Below are 19277 nucleotides of genomic sequence, written 5' to 3' on the forward strand. Positions count from 1 at the left end.
GGCTGGATTGGACGTTATATGAGCTACAGTATTGCGCATATCGTACACCTGTTCTGCGCGATTGTTTTTGTGGGCGGGGTGTTTTTCGAGGTGCTGGTTCTGTCTGCCGTTCATGGCAAGCAGGTTTCCAGGTCCGCCCGGCATGAAGTGATGCCAGTCATTGGAAAACGGGTGAAAAGTTTCATGCCATGGGTGGTGGTTGTGCTGTTTCTTTCCGGTGTACTAATGGCCATGCGCTACGGTGCTGTCCTATCCCATCCTTTTTCATCGGCTTTTGCCTGGCAGCTGAGTCTTAAAATCCTGTTGGCCTTCAGCGTCTTTGTGCATTTTTTGATTGCCATTGTCAAAATGAAACACAAAACCTTAACCAAGGCATGGTCACGCTATATTCATATGAGTGTTTTTGTGCATATGATTTTTATTGTGTTTTTGGCCAAATCCATGTTTTATTTTAATTGGTGAATGCTTGCTGAATTAAGTGATCAAGGATAATCCGGTTGAACTCATGAGGCATGGCCAGATTCATGCCGTGAGATGCAGGCGAGATGACATGGCTTTGGGCCTGGGGCAAAATGCTGTCAAGACGTGCAATGATTTGGGGAAACGGGGCTGGACTGTCTGATCCACCCAGCAGGGTAACGGGGAGCGTCAAGGCTGAAAAAATCGCTTCATCAAAGTAAAAGGCCGGTTCATTTTGTTGTAATACCAGCGTATTGGCATTGTCCCGAACCATTTGCTTGAACCATCTGACCATGCGTTTCCAGGTGTTTTCACCGCTGACGGCATCAATAAAAACAGCCAGGCCTTCGTCAAGCTTTCCTTCCTGTATGGCCAGTAGTGCTTCATGTTTAAAGTTGGCATGGCTTTCCTGTTGGCGGGTTCTGATTCCGGGGTCGGCCAGAATGAGTGAACGGACTTTGTCATTTTGCTCCAGTGCCATTTGGATGGCAATCGAACCACCGCGGGAATGCCCCAGAACATGGGCGGACTCAATATTTAAGGCATCTAGCAAGTGAAGCATGTCGCGGGCATGCTGATAAACCGAAAACTCGGTTTGGGCGTTTTCCTGGGGCCAGTAGTGGGGCAGGCTCGGCACAATGACCCGACAATGTCCGGCAAGTTCGGGCAGTTGCCAGCGCCAGTACCGCAAGTCACACAATGAGCCATGGATTAACAATAGTGCTGGGCCTGTCCCCTTGTCTTGGTAGTGAAAACAGCTGCTTGTGGTCTGAAGAGTTTTAATGGGAAAGGAAGAATCCATGACAGTGCGGGAAAGAGGGTATAAAAGTAAAGGCATCATGATCACACTTGAGGAAGGTGCGATGGAATGATGCCTGTTTTTTTGAAGCGGGAATAACTTATCTGAACAGTTCCAGACGCTGTTTGGCCGTATCAGCGGAAGGGGTGTCGGGATATCGATTGATAATGCTTTGCAGGGTTTCTTTGGCGCCAGCAATGTTATTGAGTTCAACCTGGCTCCCGGCAATGACTAACAGGGCATCTCCGGCTTTGGGGTCAGCAGGGTAGTTGGCCACCATGGATTGCAGTCTTTGTATGGCACCTCTGAAGTCTTTGCTCGCATAAAGGCTGCTACCTTCGTAAAAACGGGCGCTGGGTGTCAATGGGCTGTTTGGATAGGTGGTGGCAAAATTTCCCAGGGCTACGCTGGATTGGGCGTAATTACCCTGCCTGAACAGGTCAAGGGCTTCATCATAAGCACGCTGTTCGTTAGGGTCACCAACTTGGGGGGTGGGGTCATAGCCGGCCTCGACACGTGCCGATTGACGCGAAAGTGTGTCTGCACTACTGAGTCTTTCAACTTCTCCGCGCAGTTGGGTAATTTGGGTTTGAAGGTTTTGGATTTTATTGGAAAGCTCAAGCCTTGCCTGTGCACTTTGTCTTAGCTGGGCACGCAGATCAAGAATGGCACGACGTGCATCTTCATCTTCAAATGCATAGGCATTGGTATTCAAGATGCTACAAAAAAAAGCGGTGGTGAGCAGTGAAAGTGTGTGTTTTTTCTTAACGATCATGTTTACTCCAGTAAAACAGCAACGCCGCACAGCCATACCGTGCGGCGTGTCACAATGCAAATTATCCGAACGAGCGATTAACGGAGGTAGTTAATATCTGCGCGACGGTTTTCTGCATAGGCTTCTTCGGTGTTACCTAATGCTTTGGGACGCTCTTTACCAAAGCTGACCGCTTCGATCTGGTTACCGTTTACACCTTGTTGTACCAGTTGATTGCCAACTGCAACTGAACGGCGCTGACCAAGAGCCAAGTTGTATTCGGCACTTCCACGAGCGTCGGTATTGCCTTCAATACGAACGCGCTGTTGTGGGTGTGCGGTTAGATACTGAGCGTGCATTTGGACTAAAGGCTGGTATTGCGGTTCAACAGCATAGCTGTCAAACGCGAAATAAACAGAGCGCTGTTGAGCTAACGGGCTGTTAGGGTTGAATGGATCCATGGCAGCGCCTGATGCATAGTCGCCTGTACCTGCACTGCCATCCAATGGAGTTGAGCTACATGCCGCCAGGGAGGCAGCGATGGCTGCGATTGCCAAAGTTTTCGCGATGCGAGAACTCATAGTATTTCCTTTAAAATATACACGATTAATCAGTAAACGGGCCCCAAGCAGCGCTTGATACGTTTCCGACTGATGGAATACTTGCTTGGAAAGAGCCGTCAGTGTTAACAATGCTTAAGCCTCCGCTTGAAACATAAAGTATTTGCATCCCGTTTGGTGCAAAACTTGGAGAAAGATCATTGGGCCCGGAAGTAAGGGTTTTATCCGAACCGCCACCCAGCCCTTGCAGGGCGATGGAGTATGAGCCTCCTCTTAGACTAGAATATACCAGTTTTGTGCCGTCTGGTGAAATTTTTCCAGAGACGTTTTGAGACCCGTTGAAGGTAAGACGGCTGGCGCCACCACCATTCAGACCCGTGCGGTAAATTTGTGCGCTGCCACCACGGTCACTGGTAAAGATGATGCCACTGCCATTCGGGAAGTAAAAAGGTTCTGTATCAATTTCGTGCGAATCGGTGAGTTTGCGCGGTGTTGAGCCACCCGAGGCACTTATTTGGTAGATGTTTGAGAGTGCATTCATGCTAAGCGCCACGGCAAGTTGGCTGCCATCTGGAGACCATGCGGGTGCACTGTTGTTGCCCTTGTAGTTGGCAACCACCTGACGTGAACCGGTGGCCAGGTTTTGTATATAAACAACGGGTTTGCCGGTTTCAAAACTGACATAAGCCAATCTTGAACCATCTGGAGACCAGGCGGGAGAAATGATGGAACTGGGTGAGTTGACGACGACTTTGCGGTTTTCACCATCGGCATCAGCGACCACCAATTGTTGCCCTGTTGAATACGCGATTCTTGTTGCGAAAATGCCACGCACTCCGGTCATTTTCTCATAGATGGCATCGGCGATTTTATGGGCCAGACGACGCATTTGAGGGTCGGTAATGTTTTTGGCCTCAAGAGGGGCTCTCAATGCGGTGTCGGTAAGCTGGTAATTGGCGGTTGTGCCGTTGACAGAGCCATAAGCAACGGTTGTTGCGCCCAGGTTGGAGATGGCAGCCCAGTTAGGAGTGCCGTTTGAGTCGATGGTAAGCGCCTGGGTGCGGGTCACTTCAAACTGTCCGGAACGGATCAGGTCGGCACTGATAATATCGGCAATTTCCTTGCCATTGGTGCCGGCAAAATCGGCAATGATGATAGGAAATTTATTGGCAGAACCTGAGCCTTGCAGGGCGACCTGAACCTGGGCCTGGGCAAAATTGCCCAGTTGCAGGAAACATGCAAAAACAAGGAACAGAAAAACACGGTGCATGAATGCGAGCCGGCCTTGGCCGGTATTCCGCATGCTGCGATTATCAAGGGTTGCAGTCATAGCACATCTCCTTAGTCAGACAAAAAAGTAAGAGTTATCGTGGTGTGTAGGTGTAAGGACCTGTCACATAGGTATTTCCTGATGGTGGCTTTGGAAATGGATTGCATGCCATCAGGGCTTTTTGTACAGCAGCATCAAACGCGGGATTGCCTGAGCGTTTCGTAATTTTGGCTGATTTTGGCTTGAATGAGGCATCAAAATCAACGCGATAGGTTAACTCCAGTTTGGCATTGCCGTTAAAGAGCAGGCGGGGCTGCACGCACTGTTGTACTAGTCTGGCGTAGGCTGAGTTGCCGCCACCGCCACCAACCTGATTCCGGTTGCTTGCGCCACCCTTGATACCGGCGGCACTGGCAATGTCACCACGCATGGCTGCCCGCAAGGCTTCGCCTTGGGATTCGGCCTTCTGCTTGGCTTGGGCCGCTTTTTTGGCATCGGCTTTTGCTTTGGCCAGTGCTTTTTCTTTTTCCTGTTTGGCTTTGGCCTCTGCCAAGGCCTTGGCTTTTTTCTCGGCTTCTTCCTTGGCCTTGGCCTCTGCCAGTGCCTTGGCTTTTTTGGCGGCTTCTTCCTTGGCCTTGGCTTCTGCCAGTGCTTTTGCCTTGGCTTCAGCTTCCTGTTTTGCCTTGGCTTCCGCGAGTGCCTTGGCCTTTTTCTCGGCTTCTTGTTTCGCGGTTTTGGCTTCTGCCAGCGCTTTCTCGCGAGCGGCTTCAAGGGCTCGTGCTTCCGCCAGTGCTTTTTCGCGGGCCTCTTTGGCTGCCTTGGCATCCGCCAAGGCTTTTTGACGCTGCTCTTCCTGTGCTTGCTGGCGTTTCTTTTCTATGGCAATTTCAGGATCTTCCTGTTGCTGGGCATTGGCTACCGGTTTCTGGGCAGAAGGAGGGGGTTCGGATGCCTGGGGGGCCGCCTCGGGTTCTGCCGGGGATTCCTGGCTTTCCAGCTCTTCAACCGGTGGATCAGGGTCCTCATCACTTGTGGTATCTTCTTCTTCCGGTTCGGGAGACTGTGTTTGGGCCGGTGCTTTCAGTACCTGTTCCGTACCTTCGGTCCACAACTCCAATTGTATGGGACCGGTGGGCGCCTCGGGAGAGGCCAGCAGACTGACGATAAGTGCGATCACTAACAGGCTATGAAGCGTCAGGGCGCCGATAAGCCCTTTGCGGTCATCGGACTGCTCATAGAACTCGTTAGGATTTTCAGTGTGTTTCATGAAAATAGGTCGTGTTAATCAGGCAATCTTAATTTGAGGAGTTTTCACTGTTTTGGTTCACCAGCAAACCAAGGCGGGTCAGACCATTGCTGCGCAGGGTATCCATGATTTTGACGACATCCTCATAGGGGACTTTCCCATCCGCGGCAATAATGACGGGGGTGTCAGCCTGAACCAGTGCCTGCACCTCGGAGAGTAAATTGTCTTTCTCGATTTTCTGGAAGGTTTTGCCGGCTTCACGCAGGCGAATGGAAATGTCACCGTTTTCGGCAAGTTCGATTTCAACCGGCGTTGACGGAACTGTTGCCGCCTGGCCAACCGAGGGCAGGTTGATCAGGCCTGGCGTGATCATGGGGGCCGTGACCATGAAAATAACCAGCAATACCAGCATGACGTCGATATAGGGAACCACGTTCATTTCATTTTTCATTCGACGGCCACGTCGATGGCTGTTTCTTCTGGAAGACATGATTAGCGTACCTGACGTTGCAAAATATTCAGAAACTCATCAATGAAACTATCAAAACGGTTGGCCAGTTTGTCGATGTCGTTTGAGAAGTGATTGTAGGCAATGACAGCGGGAATGGCTGCAAACAGGCCGATGGCCGTGGCGATAAGCGCTTCGGCAATACCTGGCGCAACCGCCGCCAGAGTTGCCTGCTGGGTAGTTGATAGTCCGATGAAAGAGTGCATGATGCCCCAGACGGTGCCCAATAGCCCAATGTAGGGGCTGACCGAGCCGGCAGAAGCCAGAAAGTTCAGACGGGAGTCGAGCAGATCCAGTTCGCGCTGGTAGGTGGCTCGCATGGCGCGGTTGGGGCCTTCCATGAGCGTATTGATGTCGGTGTTGCCGGTACGGCGGGCTTTCATGAATTCGCTCATGCCCGCTTCGAAAATACGGGCCAGTGCACCATGCTCTTCAGTATTGCGGCTGATGGACTGGTGCAGGGAAGACAGGTCACCGCCTTTCCAGAAGGCATTTTCAAATTCGCGGGTTTGTGTTTGTGTGCGTTTTAAGGTTAGTCGTTTGCTTATGATGTAAGTCCAGGAGACCACCGAAATGGCCAGCAGGATAAGCATAACGATTTGTACGGGGGCGCTCGCATTGACTATCAGCGAGAAAATTGACATCTCATCTTGAACGGGTTGCATAATAAAATATTAGTCCTGCACGGAAATTAATAAGGTTCTGACTGAGGGGGGTATGGCCGCTGGCCGGAAAGTTTGATTGTTGACGCAACATATTTTAATCGTGCTTTCAACCAGTAGCTGGGCGTCTCGCTCTGCCCATTGTACGAAGGTGGCAGAGGCATCGCCGACTTTGGTGATTTTGCTTTTAATGACAATCATATCGTCAAGCCGGGCGGGTTTTTTGTAGTTCAGTTGGGTGTTGACAACCACAAAAATGCGGTTGTCACTGCTGGCCAACTCTGATTGATTGACACCAAGATGGCGTAGCCATTCAGTGCGGGCACGCTCAAAAAACTTTAAATAATTGGCGTAAAAAACCACACCTCCGGCATCCGTGTCTTCGTAGTAAACCCGGATGGGAAGTGTGAATTGCCTGTTGTCTTGTTTTTCAGACATTTAAAACCCTGATAAATCAGTGAATTATAGCGTATTTTTAAGGTTGTTAAACAAGGATAAAACGTAAGCGTTTACTTCTGCCACAGGGACTTTAACCGCCTCTGCCTTGCTGCGCTCCTGTACCTCGATAATACCGTCCTTGAGCCCTCGATCACCAATGGTAACCCTGATCGGCACGCCAATGAGTTCCCATTCCGAGAACATGACACCGGGGCGGGTATCACGATCGTCAAGTATAACGTCTATATTGTTTTGTTTCAGGGTTTCGTAAAGTGCTGTTGCTTCATTGCGAATGGCTTCGCTTTTTCCCCAGCCCACCGGACAAATGACAACCTCGAAGGGGGCCATGGCAATTGGCCATATAATGCCTTTTTCGTCATGGTTTTGTTCAATCGCGGCGGCGGTGATGCGGCTGATGCCAATGCCGTAGCAGCCCATTTGCAAGGTTTCGGGTTTGCCGTTTTCGTTCAGGAAAGTGGCCTTCAGTTCGGACGAATATTTGTCACCCAGAAAGAACACATGGCCAACCTCGATACCGCGCTGGATAGCCAGCGTACCGGGCTCACCAATGGCCGGGTCTCCGGCAACCACATTGCGCAAATCGGCCACTTCGGGTTCGGGTAGGTCACGGCCCCAGTTGATGCCGGTAATGTGATAGGGCGCTTTATTGGCACCACAAATAAAGTCGGACATATTGGCAACTGTGGTGTCAGCAATGATGTTGACGGGTTTGGCGGTATTGAGCGGACCAAGATAGCCGGGCTCAGAGCCAAAGTATTCAAGAATTTCCTCTTCGGTAGCCAGACGAAAACCATGTTTGAAGGCAGGCAGCTTGCTGACCTTGATTTCGTTGATTTCATGGTCGCCACGCACCATGAGCAGCCATACTTGGGCAGGCCCCTCTTCAGGCGTGGTGACGAACACCACCGATTTGACGGTTTTGTCCAAGCTGACCCCCAGTTGCTGTGCAACCAGTTCGCATTTGTTGGCGTTGGGTGTTTCAACTTCCTGACTTTCCTGGGTTGGTTCAGCGCGTTTTTCAATCAGGCAAGGCGCTTCGGCCAGTTCTATGTTGGCGGCATAGTCAGAGTCGGGGTTGTACACGATAAGGTCTTCGCCGGTATCGGCAATCACCTGGAACTCATGGCTGCGTGAGCCGCCAATAGAGCCTGTATCGGCAGCAACGGCACGAAAAGTCAGTCCAAGACGCTTGAAAATACGCATGTAGGCGTTATACATGATGTCATAGCTGGCCAGGGCACCGGCTTCATCGCGATCGAAAGAGTAGGCGTCTTTCATGGTGAATTCACGACCACGCATCAGGCCGAAGCGGGGGCGGCGTTCATCACGGAATTTGGTTTGGATGTGGTAAAAATTAACGGGCAGTTGCCGGTAACTGTGGATTTCATTACGGGCAATATCGGTAATGACTTCTTCAGAAGTGGGTTGCAGCACAAAGTCACGCTGATGGCGATCCTTGATGCGCAGCAGTTCAGGGCCGTATTGTTCCCAGCGGCCGGATTCCATCCAGAGTTCCGCGGGCTGAACAACAGGCATAAGCAGCTCTATGGCACCGGCTTTGTTCATTTCCTCACGAACGATCGCCTCTACTTTGCGCATGATTTTCAGGCCTAACGGCATATAGGTATAAATGCCGCCTGCGTGTTTTCGAATCATGCCGGCACGTGTCATTAATTGATGACTGACGATTTCGGCTTCTGTGGGGGCTTCTTTTAAGGTATTTAAGTGAAATTTGGATGCTAACATGGTTACAGACTCAATAGATACGTATAATCAACTAAATTGTATTTGAAAATGGGGGTGGCCGCATGCTGGATCGCGAAGGCTACCGTCCTAATGTTGGTATTATCCTTGTTAATCAGAAGAATGAGGTGTTCTGGGGTAAAAGAATTCGAGAACATTCATGGCAGTTTCCGCAAGGTGGCATTAATCATGGTGAAAGCCCTGTGCAGGCCATGTTCCGTGAACTTCATGAAGAAGTTGGTCTGAAACCAGAGCATGTACGAATATTGGGACGAACACGTAATTGGTTACGGTACAACGTACCGGATAATTTTGTGCGACGCGAGTCGCGAGGATATTATAAGGGGCAAAAGCAGATTTGGTTTTTATTACGTTTGGTGGGCAAGGATTCTGATGTCAGTTTACGGGCAACCAATCATCCGGAATTTGATGCCTGGCGCTGGAGCCGGTATTGGGTTCCTCTGGATTCAGTGATCGAATTCAAACGTGAAGTATATATGCAGGCGTTGAATGAGTTGTCCAAAATCATTTTTCGCAATCCATCCGAAACCCGAACTTCCAGGCCGCGCCAGTTTTATGGACGTAAATCACAGGCGGGGCGTGGCAAAAAAACAGATGCCGCCAATACCCAAAAAACGGAGAAAGCAAAAATCCCGTTGGGTGTTGAGTAGCGGTAATCGGTTTATCATTCACTGGCTGGTGCTGTTTAAATGGCACCGGCCAGTTTTGTATTGTGATGATTGAAATTGTTGTTTTGTTGTATTGAAAACAACAAAGATGAAAAAATCATAAAATAATCAGAAACAGGACTTGTGTTTTTTTATAATGGGATTATAATTTCATCTTCATCGCGAAACGCAGTAAATAAGCAAATCGCATGTAAGTGCCCAGGTGGCGGAATTGGTAGACGCACTAGGTTCAGGTCCTAGCGGGAGCAATCCTGTGGAAGTTCGAGTCTTCTCCTGGGCACCATTAATTGCTTTTGAATAAAAAAACAAATCAGCAATTAATTTCAATTTATCTCATCTTTTTCTGTTTTTCCTCAAGTAAATATTTCAACTTCCAATGGTTGTTGCATTTCGCAGTCATGTTTCTTTAGATGTTCCAGGCCTTGCTCACCAGCTCACCGTAATGCACGGGTGTGTGTCCAATCAGGGCTTCAAAATCAGCACAACTATCTTCATTGTTGGTGGCCAGCATAGTCATGGTCTCTGTGCACCATGGAATGCCTGGGGCCAGATCTCCCAGGCGGGCGCTTAGGATGCTCAGGCTGTCAGGTAAAGGTAGAACGCGAGCCGGGTTTTTACCGCACTGTTGTCGCAGGCTGGCAATGAAATCACTCATCAGAACCGGTTCTGCTCCGGTGCAGCTGATAATGCCCTGTTGTACAAGGGCAGGGCCCAGCAGGGCAACGACAGCTTCAGCCAGATTAAGTACGGAAACAGGCTGGACACGCGCATGCAGAACCGGTTTGGGCAAAAGCAGCAAAGGTAATCTGGCCAAGTTCATGAAGAGCCCACTGCTGGCGCCACCTTTGCCAAATACAATACTGGGGCGCAATATGGTGTGGTTTATTTTGCCACTGTCAGCGAGCCCCATAAGGTAGTGGTCTGCAGCCCGTTTGGTACGGGCGTATTGTGTTTCGCTGGTTTCGCTGCCAAGCGCTGAGATTTGTATGACCTTTTTAATGTTTGCCAGAGCACAGGCATCCCATAGGGCGATGGGGGCGTGTTGGTGTACGGCATCAATGGGGCGGTTACGGGACGTGCGAAGAACACCCACGGCATTGATGACGGCATCTACATTGTCAAGTCGGGGCAGCCATGCCTGGGGGGTGGTATCTTTGGCATAGTCAACCACCACGCTATTGGGTAGGGCACCGGCATGTCGTGCCGAGATGCCGGCAATCACTTCATGGCCGGCCTGTTTAAGTGCCCGGGAAATGTTTTCGCCAATAAAGCCTTTTGCACCACATACAAGCACTTTCATGATGACTCTCCAGTGTGTTCGTGATTGATTGGAACTAAAATTGCTATAAATATTCTTAATTGTAGGATAAATGTCTGATTATATTTCCATTAATGGAAATACATTTGCAACAATCGCTATTTTTCTATCACGTTTACCGCTTCATAATAAACCCATCAAATCAACTTTCCCGAAATTTAACAAATCGGTATGAAACTTGATTTTTATTGAAAGTCATTAATATTTTGGAGTTTATTATGAAAAACATCATTAAAGCCGCCCTTATTGCCACTACTCTTGCCGCAGGTGCGGTGCATGCCTCAGCCTTGAGTGAGTCTGATTATCCGTTTGTGCCCAATGCTGCAAGTATCGATGCAGGACAAAAAGTCGAACAGCGCATGACTAAAGAGTCTTCTTCTCCGGCGGTTGTGGTAAACAGTACCAAAACGCGTAAGGCGGTTCAGCAAGAGCTGCTTGAGTATCAGCAGACTCATGGTGATGTATTTATTTCAAACTGATCGGTTTTGTCTTTCTCGGTTGTTAGTGTTTTTGATGCTAAGACCTTGAGTATATAGTGAAAAAAGTCGTACCATTCAAAAAAGGCACGACTTTTTTGCAGGGTTAAGGCTGATCAGGGTTTCAGGCGGGAAATAAGACTGGAGGTATCCCAGCGGTGACCGCCTTTTTGCTGTACTTCCGCATAAAACTGGTCGACCAAAGCCGTGACCGGTAGCAGGGCGCCATTGCGCTTTGCCTCATCCAGTACCAGGCCCAGGTCTTTGCGCATCCAGTCTACGGCAAAACCAAAATCAAATTTGTTTTCAATCATGGTTTTGCCACGGTTATCCATCTGCCAGCTTTGAGCAGCACCTTTGCCGATGACATCCAGCACGGCATACATGTCAAGACCTGCCCTTTCTCCGAAGGCAATGGCTTCCGACAGGCCCTGGACCAGGCCGGCAATGCAAATCTGGTTGACCATTTTGGCCAGTTGGCCGGCACCGGGTTCACCCAAAAGGGTAATCGCACGTGAGTAGGGTTTTGCAACCGCCTGGATTTTGTCGAAAACAGCCGGTTCGCCACCGCACATGACAGTAAGCACGCCGTTGACAGCGCCCGCCTGCCCGCCAGAAACGGGGGCATCGATAAATTCCAGCTGTTTTTCTTTGGCTAATTGATATAGTTCGCGCGCAACATCGGCAGAGGCCGTGGTGTGATCAACAAAAACGGCACCTGGTTTCATGCCATTGAAAGCGCCCGTTTCTCCCAGGACAACGCTACGCAGGTCATCATCATTGCCCACGCAACAAAAAACAGCATCGGCGTCTTTGCTGGCCTGTGCCGGAGTAGGAGCCCATGATCCGCCAAACTCGGCAGCCCAGCTTTCGGCTTTGGCGGTGGTGCGGTTGTAGACGCAAACCTTGTGACCCGCCCTGGCCAGGTGACCAGCCATGGGAAAGCCCATAACGCCCAAACCTATAAAAGCCACATTGATGGCAGGGGTCGTTTCGTAAGATTTTTCGGTAATTGATGCCATGGCAATCCTGTTGATGTCAAAATGGAAAAAACACTTGAAAGATTAATATACCTTAATATTAAAAAATCCGGTTTGTGGTTTTGAATACAGGGTAAAATCAATATCTTCTTATTTTTAATCCAGTGCGTTTACCTGTAAGCGCGCCTTTTGTACTGAATACGATATCACTATGTTGCAAGACTTAGATCAAGTTGCTGCTCGTGTCGGGCAAGTGGTTCAATTATCACGCAGTTTAATGGCTGAGCGTCAGTCCATTGCCACACGGCTGGAGTTGGCCGAAAAGGCCCGTGACTCATACCGCGATCAATTCCAGGCCCGTGAGGACGAGTTCAAGAACATTATGCAGCGCCTGGATAACCATGAGCAGGAAGTGGGTGAAATCCGTGCCAAGGCTGAGCATGAGAATGTTCGGTTAAAATCCGAGCTCGAAAGTGCGCAACAGGAAATTGCCCGGTTGCAGATCGATCTGGCCAAGGCGCAAAGCGAGCTGGCTGCTTTTCGTGAGGGAGCCATGAAGGCACGTGATCGTGTAGAACACGTGTTGGCCAATTTGCCTGGTGCTGTTACGGAAGGAGCTAAATAATGGAACGGGTCAATGTATCAATTCTGGGGCGTGAGCTTTCTCTTGCCTGCCCTTCTGAAGAACGGCAAAAGCTGGTAGAGGCCGTCAGGCATGCAGATCAGCTTATGCTCAAAATCAAAGGCTCTGGCAATGCATCGGTTAGCAATGAGCGTATTGCGATCATGGCATGTATTCAAATGGCTTCCGATCTTTTGTCTGTGAGGGCGGTTGACGGGCCTTTTGCTGGTGTACAATACGGTGACTTCAAGAAAAAAATTGAGGAACTCAATACTTTGCTTGATGATGGAATTAATGAATTAAAAGGCTTGTAAAAGTCAGGCTGGAAAACAAGTTTTAGTGTATTATCAATTTACACGAAAGGTTGTCCCTGCGGTATTCGTGACTTGGCTTATCATCTCTTACCTATGCTTATGGCATCAGGTTATCGGATTATGAAGTGGGTGTGAGCGTCTCTCGTCAGACGAACCCGAAGCTTTATTGATGGTGACCAATCTTGAACTTTAGGGTTCGAGGTGCCGGCCTAGACGGTACATGCGGGGCATTTAATGAAAAAGCGGATCTTGGTTTCAAGATCCGCTTTTTGCTTGGTACGGGCTTTGAATTTATTTGTTGTTCGCCGTTTTTTTTGTGCTGCTTATATATAAGTAGATGCCCGCCAGAATCATGGGGATGGACAGCCACTGTCCCATGCTAAAGCCCAGGGCCAGAAAACCCAGGTAACTGTCGGGCTCGCGTGTATATTCGGCAATAAAGCGAAAAACGCCATATCCCATCAGGAAAACGGCACTGACTTGACCAACGGGTCTTTTCTTGCCTGAAAATAACCACAGGATGATAAATAATAGAATCCCTTCGAGCAGCATCTGGTAAATTTGTGAAGGGTGGCGGGGAATATTGCCGGCACCTGGAAAAATCATGGCCCAGGGGACATCGGCCGGGCGGCCCCAAAGTTCACCGTTAATGAAATTGCCCAGACGTCCGCAGGCCAAACCCAGTGGCACCAAGGGGGCGATGAAATCGGTCACTTCGAAAAAAGTCTTGCCTACTTTACGGCCAAACAGATACATGGCCAGTAACACGCCAAGAAGCCCGCCATGAAAAGACATACCGCCGTCCCAGATCGAGAAGATTTCCAGTGGATGTGCAAGGTAAAAAGAAGGTTGGTAAAACAGGATATAGCCAAGGCGACCACCCAGGATGACGCCCAGTACACCATAAAAGATCAGGTCTTCAAAGCGTTGTTGGGTCAGGTCAATCATGCCTTTTTTTATGCGGTATCTGCCCAGTATCCATACCAGGGCAAAGGCAAGCAAGTACATCAGCCCATACCAATGGACTTTTAATGGGCCAATTTCGATGGCAACAGGATTGATTTCGGGAAATGGGATCATGTGTTCGGTTCTGTTGTATGGGAATGAGAAATAATTGGTTCAGTCAATTTTCTGGATACAATAGCATTATCGCAGTTAAAAAAGTATAAAGTGTTGTGGCGAATGTTCCGGAAGTTGTCGTGTAAATACATTTAATTGTTTAAATTTTAATTATGTTTGGGTTGGATATGTGGCGTTCGCTGGGTAAATGGTGTTTTTTATTAATGATGTGCGGGTCAACGGCCGTTTATGCTTCCGGTCAGCTTGATGGGGCAAAACTGGCGCAGGAAAAAGTTTGCCTGGGTTGTCACCAGGTGGAAAAGGCCCGGGTAGGGCCACCGTTCAAAGCCATAGCCCAACGCTACCAGCAGGCCAGCGATGAAATTGAAGTCTATCTGGCTCAGGCAATTCGCCAGGGGGGGCGAGGTCGATGGGGGGTCATTCCCATGCCAGCCCAGCCACAAATCAGTGAGGAAGACGCATTGACGATTGCCCGATGGATTCGGGGTTTGAGTTTGGAGGGGGCGACTAATGAATAATACATTAACAGAAACAGCGGTATTGGGAGGTGGTTGCTTCTGGTGCACCGAGGCGGTTTTTTTGCGTCTGCGCGGTGTGATTGATGTGCAGTCGGGTTATTGTGGTGGCCATGTGGATAATCCCAGTTACGAGCAGGTGTGTGAAAAAAATACCGGTCATATTGAAGTGGTGAAAATTGAGTTTAATCCACAGGAAATCGGTTTTGATGACTTGTTGACGGTTTTTTTTGAAACGCATGACCCGACCACGCCCGATCGTCAGGGAAATGATGTGGGGCCGCAATATGCGTCGGCCATTTTCTTACAGAACCCCGGGCAGGAGGCCGTTGCCCGTTCACACATAGAACGGCTGCAAGAACAGTTTGCTTTGCCGGTGGTTACCAAGTTGTTGCCCAAGGCGCAATTCTGGCCAGCCGAAGCCTATCATGACAATTATTTTGCCCGTAATCCCAATCAGCCTTATTGCGCTTTTGTGGTGTCTGAAAAAGTAAACAGGTTCATGAAACGTTTTCCCGATAAATTGAAGGCTTTTTGATGTGGCAGGCATGCTGCTGTCTTATAAAAAAAGCCCGGTTTTTACCTGTTAACGACATAATCACTGCGTGAACTGGTTTTATGAGGGCTTTATATTAATGAAAGGGCGATTGACCACATAATCATACCGGTGCCTATATCCAGTATTTGCCAGGCCCTTGCCCTTTTGAACAAAGGTTGCAGCAAACGCGCACCATAGCCCAATGAAAAGAAAAACAAAAGGGATGCCAGGCTGGCGCCTAGGAAAAAGTTCAGGCCCTTGCCCGGGTAGCGGGTAGAAACAGAACCGATCAAAAGCAGGGTGTCCAGGTAGACATGCGGATTCAGCCAGGTAAAGGCCAGGCAGATTAATAGTGTTTTTTTCAGGCTGCTGGGTGTGTTGATCTGGCTTGCATTCAAGCTGCCTTGCCCTTTGAGGGCGGAAATGAAATTCATGAGTCCATAAAAAAACAGGAAAGCGGCACCGGCATAGCGGATGGTGGCCAGCCAGAAACCGGATTGGGACAAAACCACGCTAAAACCGGCAACACCTATGCCAATAAGCGTTGCGTCAGAAATGGCGCAAATCAGGCATACCCAGAAAACATGTTCAGCCTTAAGGCCCTGGCGAAGAATAAACGCGTTTTGCGAACCAATGGCTAAAATAAGGGAAAGTGAGAGCAGGAATCCTGCAAAAAGAGCGCTCATGGGGAAATCGAATGGGATATAGTTCAGAAGACTGGATTATGCATTGAACGGATTGTTATTTAAATATAATTTAATTTATTTTATATATATTAAATTATATTTAAGGAAGTGTTGTGATTCATGACTTTGATCCGCGTCAGACCCAGGCATTTATCGCTATTCTTGAAGGCGGCAGTTTTGAGGCAGCAGCCCAAAAACTGAATATTACGCCAGCAGCAATATCGCAACGAATACGGGCGCTGGAAAATGCGCTGGGTGCGCCATTGGTGCAAAGAACCCGGCCGTGTCAGGTAACCAGGCAAGGCATGAAGCTGGCGCAGTTTATACGTAAGCGAGAGTTGTTGTTCAAGGATTTCCAACGCACTTTTTTTCCTTCAGAAAACCAGTTTCTGGAGCTGAATATATCCGTTAATAATGACTCAATCGGATCCTGGTTCATGCCCGCTATTTCAACGTTTGTAATAGAAAACCGGATTTTGCTTAATATCCTGTTAATTGATCAGGATTTAACGCATCGTCATATGGAGGAGGGGCTGGTGGTGGCGGCGTTATCCTCCAATCAACAGGCCATGAGGGGTTGTTCCAGCCGTTTCCTGGGGAATTTGCGTTATTCCATGATGGCAAGCCGTGAGTTCATGCAGCGTTGGTTTTCGCTTGGTTTTAATCGGGAGACAGCTGTGCAGGCGCCCATGTTGATTTTTGATCAAAATGATTTGCTGCAGGAACAGTTCCTCAAAAAATATCTGGGTTTATCGCAAAGTGCCTGTCCCTGTCATTACATACCTGCTTCGGAACCCTTTACTGATGCCATACGTCTGGGCTTGGGTTATGGCATGGTGCCTCACACAATGTTAAACGATAAAGACAATGCTCGTCTGGTGCAGGTCATGCCGGGGGCTTATATTGATGTCCCTTTGTATTGGCATCAATGGAATCAGGAATCTGCGGTGCTTTCAGCACTGGGCAATGAGGTTGCCCATCGTGCTGAAGGTGTGTTGCTTCAATAAAGCAGTCTGATTCAATTAATGACGGGCATGTTTTGTTGCTTATCAACTCCTGGTTTTGAAGGGCAGAATTACTCTACTGTTTTCAAGACGCCCCGGCGCATCTGATCCAGTTCGATGGATTCAAACAGGGCCTTGAAGTTGCCTTCGCCAAAACCTTCATTGCCTTTACGCTGGATAATCTCAAAGAAAATGGGACCAATCTGGTTTTCGGTAAAAATCTGCAAGAGTAAATCGTTGTTCGGTCCACCGTCCAGAAGAATACGGTTCTTTTTCAAGCGTGCTACATCTTCGTTGTGGTTGGGCAGGCGTTGGCTTAACAATTCATAATAGGTGTCAGGCGTATCCAGAAATTTCAGCTTGTTTTGCCTTAGTGCTTCTACCGTCTCATAAATATTGTGGGTGCCCAGGGCAATATGCTGGATGCCCTCACCATGATATAAGTCCAGATATTCCTGGATTTGTCCTTTTTCTTCGGTACCTTCTTCATTAATCGGGATGCGGATTTTTCCACAAGGAGAAGTCATGGCCTTGGACTTGACGCCTGTTACTTTACCTTCAATATCAAAATAACGGATTTCCCTGAAGTTGAACAGGCGCTCATAAAACTCGGCCCATTCCTGCATGCGGCCTTTATGGACGTTATGGGTAAGGTGGTCAATAATTTGCAGGCCGGCTCCTTGGTGATTCAGGTCTTGACTGGCGGTTTCGCAATTGATGGGTTCAAAGTCAACATCATAAATACTGATATCGCCAATGCCGCAGTGTCCGTCTTTTCCTTTCCAGCGATCAACCAGATAAATCAGGGAGTCACCAATACCTTTAATCGCCGGAATATTCAGTTCCATTGGGCCACTTTGTGAATCAAACCCCCAGGCGCCCAGTTCCAGTGCGCGTTGATAGGCTTTGGCGGCATCCTGGACCCGAAAGGCAATCGCGCAGATGGACGGGCCATGCTGGCGGGCAAACCGTTGGGCAAAAGAGTCCTTTTCGGCGTTGATGAGAAAATTAATTTCGCCCTGGCGGTATAGGGTGACGTTTTTGGTGCGGTGCCTGGCGATGGCTTTAAAGCCTAAAGCGATAAATACCTTGCCCAGTGCTTCCGGATCGGGGGCGGTGTATTCAATAAATTCAAAACCGGCTGTGCCCATTGGGTTGTCCCAGGGGGTGAATGTTTCAGTGTTCATGATTATCTCCTTTTGTTATTGATTCATTGTCAGCTTGTGCGTAAATGATATTTTAATAAAAAATGAACAACTAAAAATTGCGAATAAGTCTCGAAAAAATGAATTTTTAAATTATTATTCTAATAAATAAAATATTAAGGAAATAAAATGCCAATAAATTCACTGGATAAGATAGACAAGCAAATTATTAATGAGTTGCAGCAGGATGGAAGGCTGAGCAATCTTGAGTTGGCCGATCGGGTTGCGTTGTCTCCGAGTCCTTGTTTGCGACGGGTCAAGCGCCTGGAAGATGAGGGATATATCACGGGATATACCGCAAAGGTCGATCCGGATAAGATCGGTTGCGGCTTGATTGCTTATGTATCCATTCATCTGAACAAGGTCAATGGTGGCAGTCATGCACCCATGGAGGAATTTGCCCAAGATGTGCAGAAATGGCCCGAGGTGGTGGAGTGTTATGCCCTGTCCGGGGAAATGGATTACATATTAAGAGTGCAGGTAAAAGATTTGGCGGCTTTTTCGGCGTTCTCCATGAATGTATTAATGAAGCATCCTTCTGTTATTGATATGCGCTCAAGCTTTGCGTTGCAAAAGATAAAAGAAAGCAAAATGCTTTATGTTAGATAAAGACGATCACATGTACACATGTTGTAAAAAAATAACGGGCGCTGGTATGGATAATAAATCATGTGTGGAGCAATGAGTTGGGTGAGGTGAGCGGAGCCAGGACAGCATTCAGGTAAGGGTTTTGGATATGTGGGAGTCTGTGGTGCAGGCAGAAAACCTCTTCCTGTTGCGTTGTTGCAATAAAAGCACAAATATTCTGAGGGGTGGGCTTGCTTTATGTTTTCAATTAAATCAATGACTTATGTTTTTTTGTGTAAAATACCTACAGATATTTGTAGAAAAAGCTTGCCAAGGTGCGAAGAAGTCCGCTATAGTTACATTCTTTCGCAGCAACGGCACTAGGGTTTACCCCAAAGCGCCCGGCGGTGAAAAGGAAACGAAGTCTGGTTAAGTGTGTTGGTTTAGAACGCTACGGCTTAAGCAGGCAACGTGAAGTTGGTGGTCTGGCAGGTTGGTGTTAACGATTTGCCGGGTGGTTTAAAAAGAACGGTTTTAAAAATTCTTTAAAAAAGTTCTTGACAAACAAAACCACATACTTCATAATCTCGTTTCTCTGCTACTGACACAGCAACGCAGTCAAGTCAGTCTGATGTGGAAACCTTCGGGTTTGAATCGGGTTGAGCTGAATGCGACAAGACCTACTGTAAAGCAGGTTTATGTCAGCCTCATGACCATTGGGTCATGTTGTAATGCTCTTTAACAATATAACAGCCGATAAGTGTGGGCGCTTGGAATGTAAGAGGCCACACCAGCGTAAGCTGGTGATGCTGAATTTATACTT

Annotated in this window: 23 protein-coding genes, 1 tRNA gene and 1 other RNA gene; 11 read left to right on the top strand and 14 right to left on the bottom strand. The window is 48.4% G+C overall.

Going from position 1 to position 19277, the window contains the following annotated elements; all coding sequences use genetic code 11:
- Nucleotides 1–18: 18 nt before the first annotated feature.
- Nucleotides 19–462, top strand: a complete 444-nt coding sequence (locus KU392_RS13595) for a CopD family copper resistance protein (RefSeq protein WP_169295410.1) — start codon at nt 19–21, stop codon at nt 460–462.
- Here the strand turns inward: KU392_RS13595 and KU392_RS13600 are convergent.
- The 9 genes from KU392_RS13600 to KU392_RS13640 form a co-directional block, all read right to left on the bottom strand.
- Entirely contained in the window at nt 452–1300 is an 849-nt protein-coding gene (locus KU392_RS13600; RefSeq protein WP_246587486.1) for an alpha/beta fold hydrolase, read from the bottom strand. The two genes, KU392_RS13595 and KU392_RS13600, sit on opposite strands and share 11 nt — an antisense overlap.
- A gap of 58 nt (nt 1301–1358) precedes the next feature.
- On the bottom strand, nt 1359–2033 hold the full coding sequence (ybgF, locus tag KU392_RS13605; protein ID WP_169295409.1) for a tol-pal system protein YbgF: 675 nt from the start codon (nt 2031–2033) through the stop codon (nt 1359–1361).
- A 77-nt stretch (nt 2034–2110) separates the two neighbouring features.
- Entirely contained in the window at nt 2111–2593 is a 483-nt protein-coding gene (pal, locus tag KU392_RS13610; RefSeq protein WP_169295408.1) for a peptidoglycan-associated lipoprotein Pal, read from the bottom strand.
- 25 nt (nt 2594–2618) lie between these two features.
- The gene (gene tolB, locus KU392_RS13615) at nt 2619–3902 is read right to left on the bottom strand and encodes a Tol-Pal system beta propeller repeat protein TolB (RefSeq protein WP_217735560.1); all 1284 of its coding nucleotides are present in this window, start codon (nt 3900–3902) and stop codon (nt 2619–2621) included.
- A gap of 34 nt (nt 3903–3936) precedes the next feature.
- Nucleotides 3937–5109: a cell envelope integrity protein TolA gene (gene tolA / locus KU392_RS13620; RefSeq protein ID WP_217735561.1), complete on the bottom strand. Its 1173-nt coding sequence runs from the start codon at nt 5107–5109 to the stop codon at nt 3937–3939.
- 28 nt (nt 5110–5137) lie between these two features.
- Nucleotides 5138–5578 carry an ExbD/TolR family protein gene (locus tag KU392_RS13625; protein WP_169295405.1) on the bottom strand — a complete coding sequence of 147 codons (441 nt, stop codon included), beginning with the start codon at nt 5576–5578 and terminating at the stop codon, nt 5138–5140.
- A 2-nt stretch (nt 5579–5580) separates the two neighbouring features.
- Nucleotides 5581–6261, bottom strand: coding sequence for a protein TolQ (tolQ, locus tag KU392_RS13630; protein WP_169295404.1), 681 nt, complete (start codon nt 6259–6261; stop codon nt 5581–5583).
- Nucleotides 6262–6270: 9 nt separating this feature from the next.
- Complete coding sequence (gene ybgC / locus KU392_RS13635; RefSeq protein ID WP_169295403.1) at nt 6271–6696, bottom strand: tol-pal system-associated acyl-CoA thioesterase; 426 nt, start codon at nt 6694–6696, stop codon at nt 6271–6273.
- 24 nt (nt 6697–6720) lie between these two features.
- Entirely contained in the window at nt 6721–8463 is a 1743-nt protein-coding gene (locus KU392_RS13640) for a proline--tRNA ligase (protein WP_169295402.1), read from the bottom strand.
- A gap of 62 nt (nt 8464–8525) precedes the next feature.
- On the opposite strand from KU392_RS13640, the gene KU392_RS13645 reads away from it, so the two are divergent.
- Nucleotides 8526–9131 carry an RNA pyrophosphohydrolase gene (locus KU392_RS13645; protein WP_169295401.1) on the top strand — a complete coding sequence of 202 codons (606 nt, stop codon included), beginning with the start codon at nt 8526–8528 and terminating at the stop codon, nt 9129–9131.
- Between the two features lie 214 nt (nt 9132–9345).
- Nucleotides 9346–9432: transfer RNA gene (locus KU392_RS13650), tRNA-Leu, on the top strand.
- Between the two features lie 123 nt (nt 9433–9555).
- On the opposite strand, the gene KU392_RS13655 is transcribed toward KU392_RS13650, so the two are convergent.
- A complete protein-coding gene (locus tag KU392_RS13655) occupies nt 9556–10449 on the bottom strand; it encodes an NAD-dependent epimerase/dehydratase family protein (protein ID WP_169295400.1) in 894 nt (297 codons plus the stop codon).
- Nucleotides 10450–10685: 236 nt separating this feature from the next.
- On the opposite strand from KU392_RS13655, the gene KU392_RS13660 reads away from it, so the two are divergent.
- Nucleotides 10686–10946 carry a DUF4148 domain-containing protein gene (locus tag KU392_RS13660; RefSeq protein ID WP_169295399.1) on the top strand — a complete coding sequence of 87 codons (261 nt, stop codon included), beginning with the start codon at nt 10686–10688 and terminating at the stop codon, nt 10944–10946.
- A gap of 113 nt (nt 10947–11059) precedes the next feature.
- On the opposite strand, the gene KU392_RS13665 is transcribed toward KU392_RS13660, so the two are convergent.
- Nucleotides 11060–11965, bottom strand: a complete 906-nt coding sequence (locus KU392_RS13665; RefSeq protein WP_169295398.1) for an NAD(P)-dependent oxidoreductase — start codon at nt 11963–11965, stop codon at nt 11060–11062.
- 169 nt (nt 11966–12134) lie between these two features.
- Between KU392_RS13665 and KU392_RS13670 the strand changes: the two genes are divergently transcribed.
- The 3 genes from KU392_RS13670 (at nt 12135) to ssrS (ending at nt 13092) form a co-directional block, all read left to right on the top strand.
- The gene (locus KU392_RS13670) at nt 12135–12548 is read left to right on the top strand and encodes a hypothetical protein (protein WP_169295397.1); all 414 of its coding nucleotides are present in this window, start codon (nt 12135–12137) and stop codon (nt 12546–12548) included.
- Complete coding sequence (locus tag KU392_RS13675; protein WP_169295396.1) at nt 12548–12859, top strand: cell division protein ZapA; 312 nt, start codon at nt 12548–12550, stop codon at nt 12857–12859. Before KU392_RS13670 ends, KU392_RS13675 begins: the two co-directional genes overlap by 1 nt.
- Before the next feature lie 50 nt (nt 12860–12909).
- A non-coding RNA gene (gene ssrS, locus KU392_RS13680) (6S RNA) lies at nt 12910–13092 on the top strand.
- Between the two features lie 58 nt (nt 13093–13150).
- On the opposite strand, the gene lgt is transcribed toward ssrS, so the two are convergent.
- Complete coding sequence (gene lgt / locus KU392_RS13685; protein WP_169295395.1) at nt 13151–13939, bottom strand: prolipoprotein diacylglyceryl transferase; 789 nt, start codon at nt 13937–13939, stop codon at nt 13151–13153.
- A 167-nt stretch (nt 13940–14106) separates the two neighbouring features.
- Between lgt and KU392_RS13690 the strand changes: the two genes are divergently transcribed.
- Together KU392_RS13690 and msrA are read left to right on the top strand one after the other, a co-directional pair.
- The gene (locus tag KU392_RS13690) at nt 14107–14457 is read left to right on the top strand and encodes a c-type cytochrome (protein ID WP_246587487.1); all 351 of its coding nucleotides are present in this window, start codon (nt 14107–14109) and stop codon (nt 14455–14457) included.
- Nucleotides 14450–14992: a peptide-methionine (S)-S-oxide reductase MsrA gene (gene msrA / locus KU392_RS13695; protein ID WP_217735562.1), complete on the top strand. Its 543-nt coding sequence runs from the start codon at nt 14450–14452 to the stop codon at nt 14990–14992. The genes KU392_RS13690 and msrA overlap by 8 nt, the downstream gene beginning before the upstream one ends.
- 89 nt (nt 14993–15081) lie before the next feature.
- On the opposite strand, the gene KU392_RS13700 is transcribed toward msrA, so the two are convergent.
- Complete coding sequence (locus KU392_RS13700) at nt 15082–15678, bottom strand: LysE/ArgO family amino acid transporter (RefSeq protein WP_217735563.1); 597 nt, start codon at nt 15676–15678, stop codon at nt 15082–15084.
- A 113-nt stretch (nt 15679–15791) separates the two neighbouring features.
- On the opposite strand from KU392_RS13700, the gene KU392_RS13705 reads away from it, so the two are divergent.
- Nucleotides 15792–16685: a LysR family transcriptional regulator ArgP gene (locus tag KU392_RS13705; RefSeq protein WP_169295392.1), complete on the top strand. Its 894-nt coding sequence runs from the start codon at nt 15792–15794 to the stop codon at nt 16683–16685.
- A 68-nt stretch (nt 16686–16753) separates the two neighbouring features.
- On the opposite strand, the gene hppD is transcribed toward KU392_RS13705, so the two are convergent.
- Nucleotides 16754–17869, bottom strand: a complete 1116-nt coding sequence (gene hppD / locus KU392_RS13710) for a 4-hydroxyphenylpyruvate dioxygenase (protein ID WP_169295391.1) — start codon at nt 17867–17869, stop codon at nt 16754–16756.
- Nucleotides 17870–18016: 147 nt separating this feature from the next.
- Here hppD and KU392_RS13715 point away from each other — a divergent pair, with 147 nt between their 5' ends.
- Nucleotides 18017–18496: an Lrp/AsnC family transcriptional regulator gene (locus KU392_RS13715; protein WP_169295390.1), complete on the top strand. Its 480-nt coding sequence runs from the start codon at nt 18017–18019 to the stop codon at nt 18494–18496.
- The last annotated feature ends 781 nt before the right edge of the window (nt 18497–19277 follow it).

The sequence above is a fragment of the Advenella alkanexedens genome (genome assembly GCF_019132845.1).
Lineage (GTDB): Bacteria > Pseudomonadota > Gammaproteobacteria > Burkholderiales > Burkholderiaceae_B > Advenella > Advenella alkanexedens.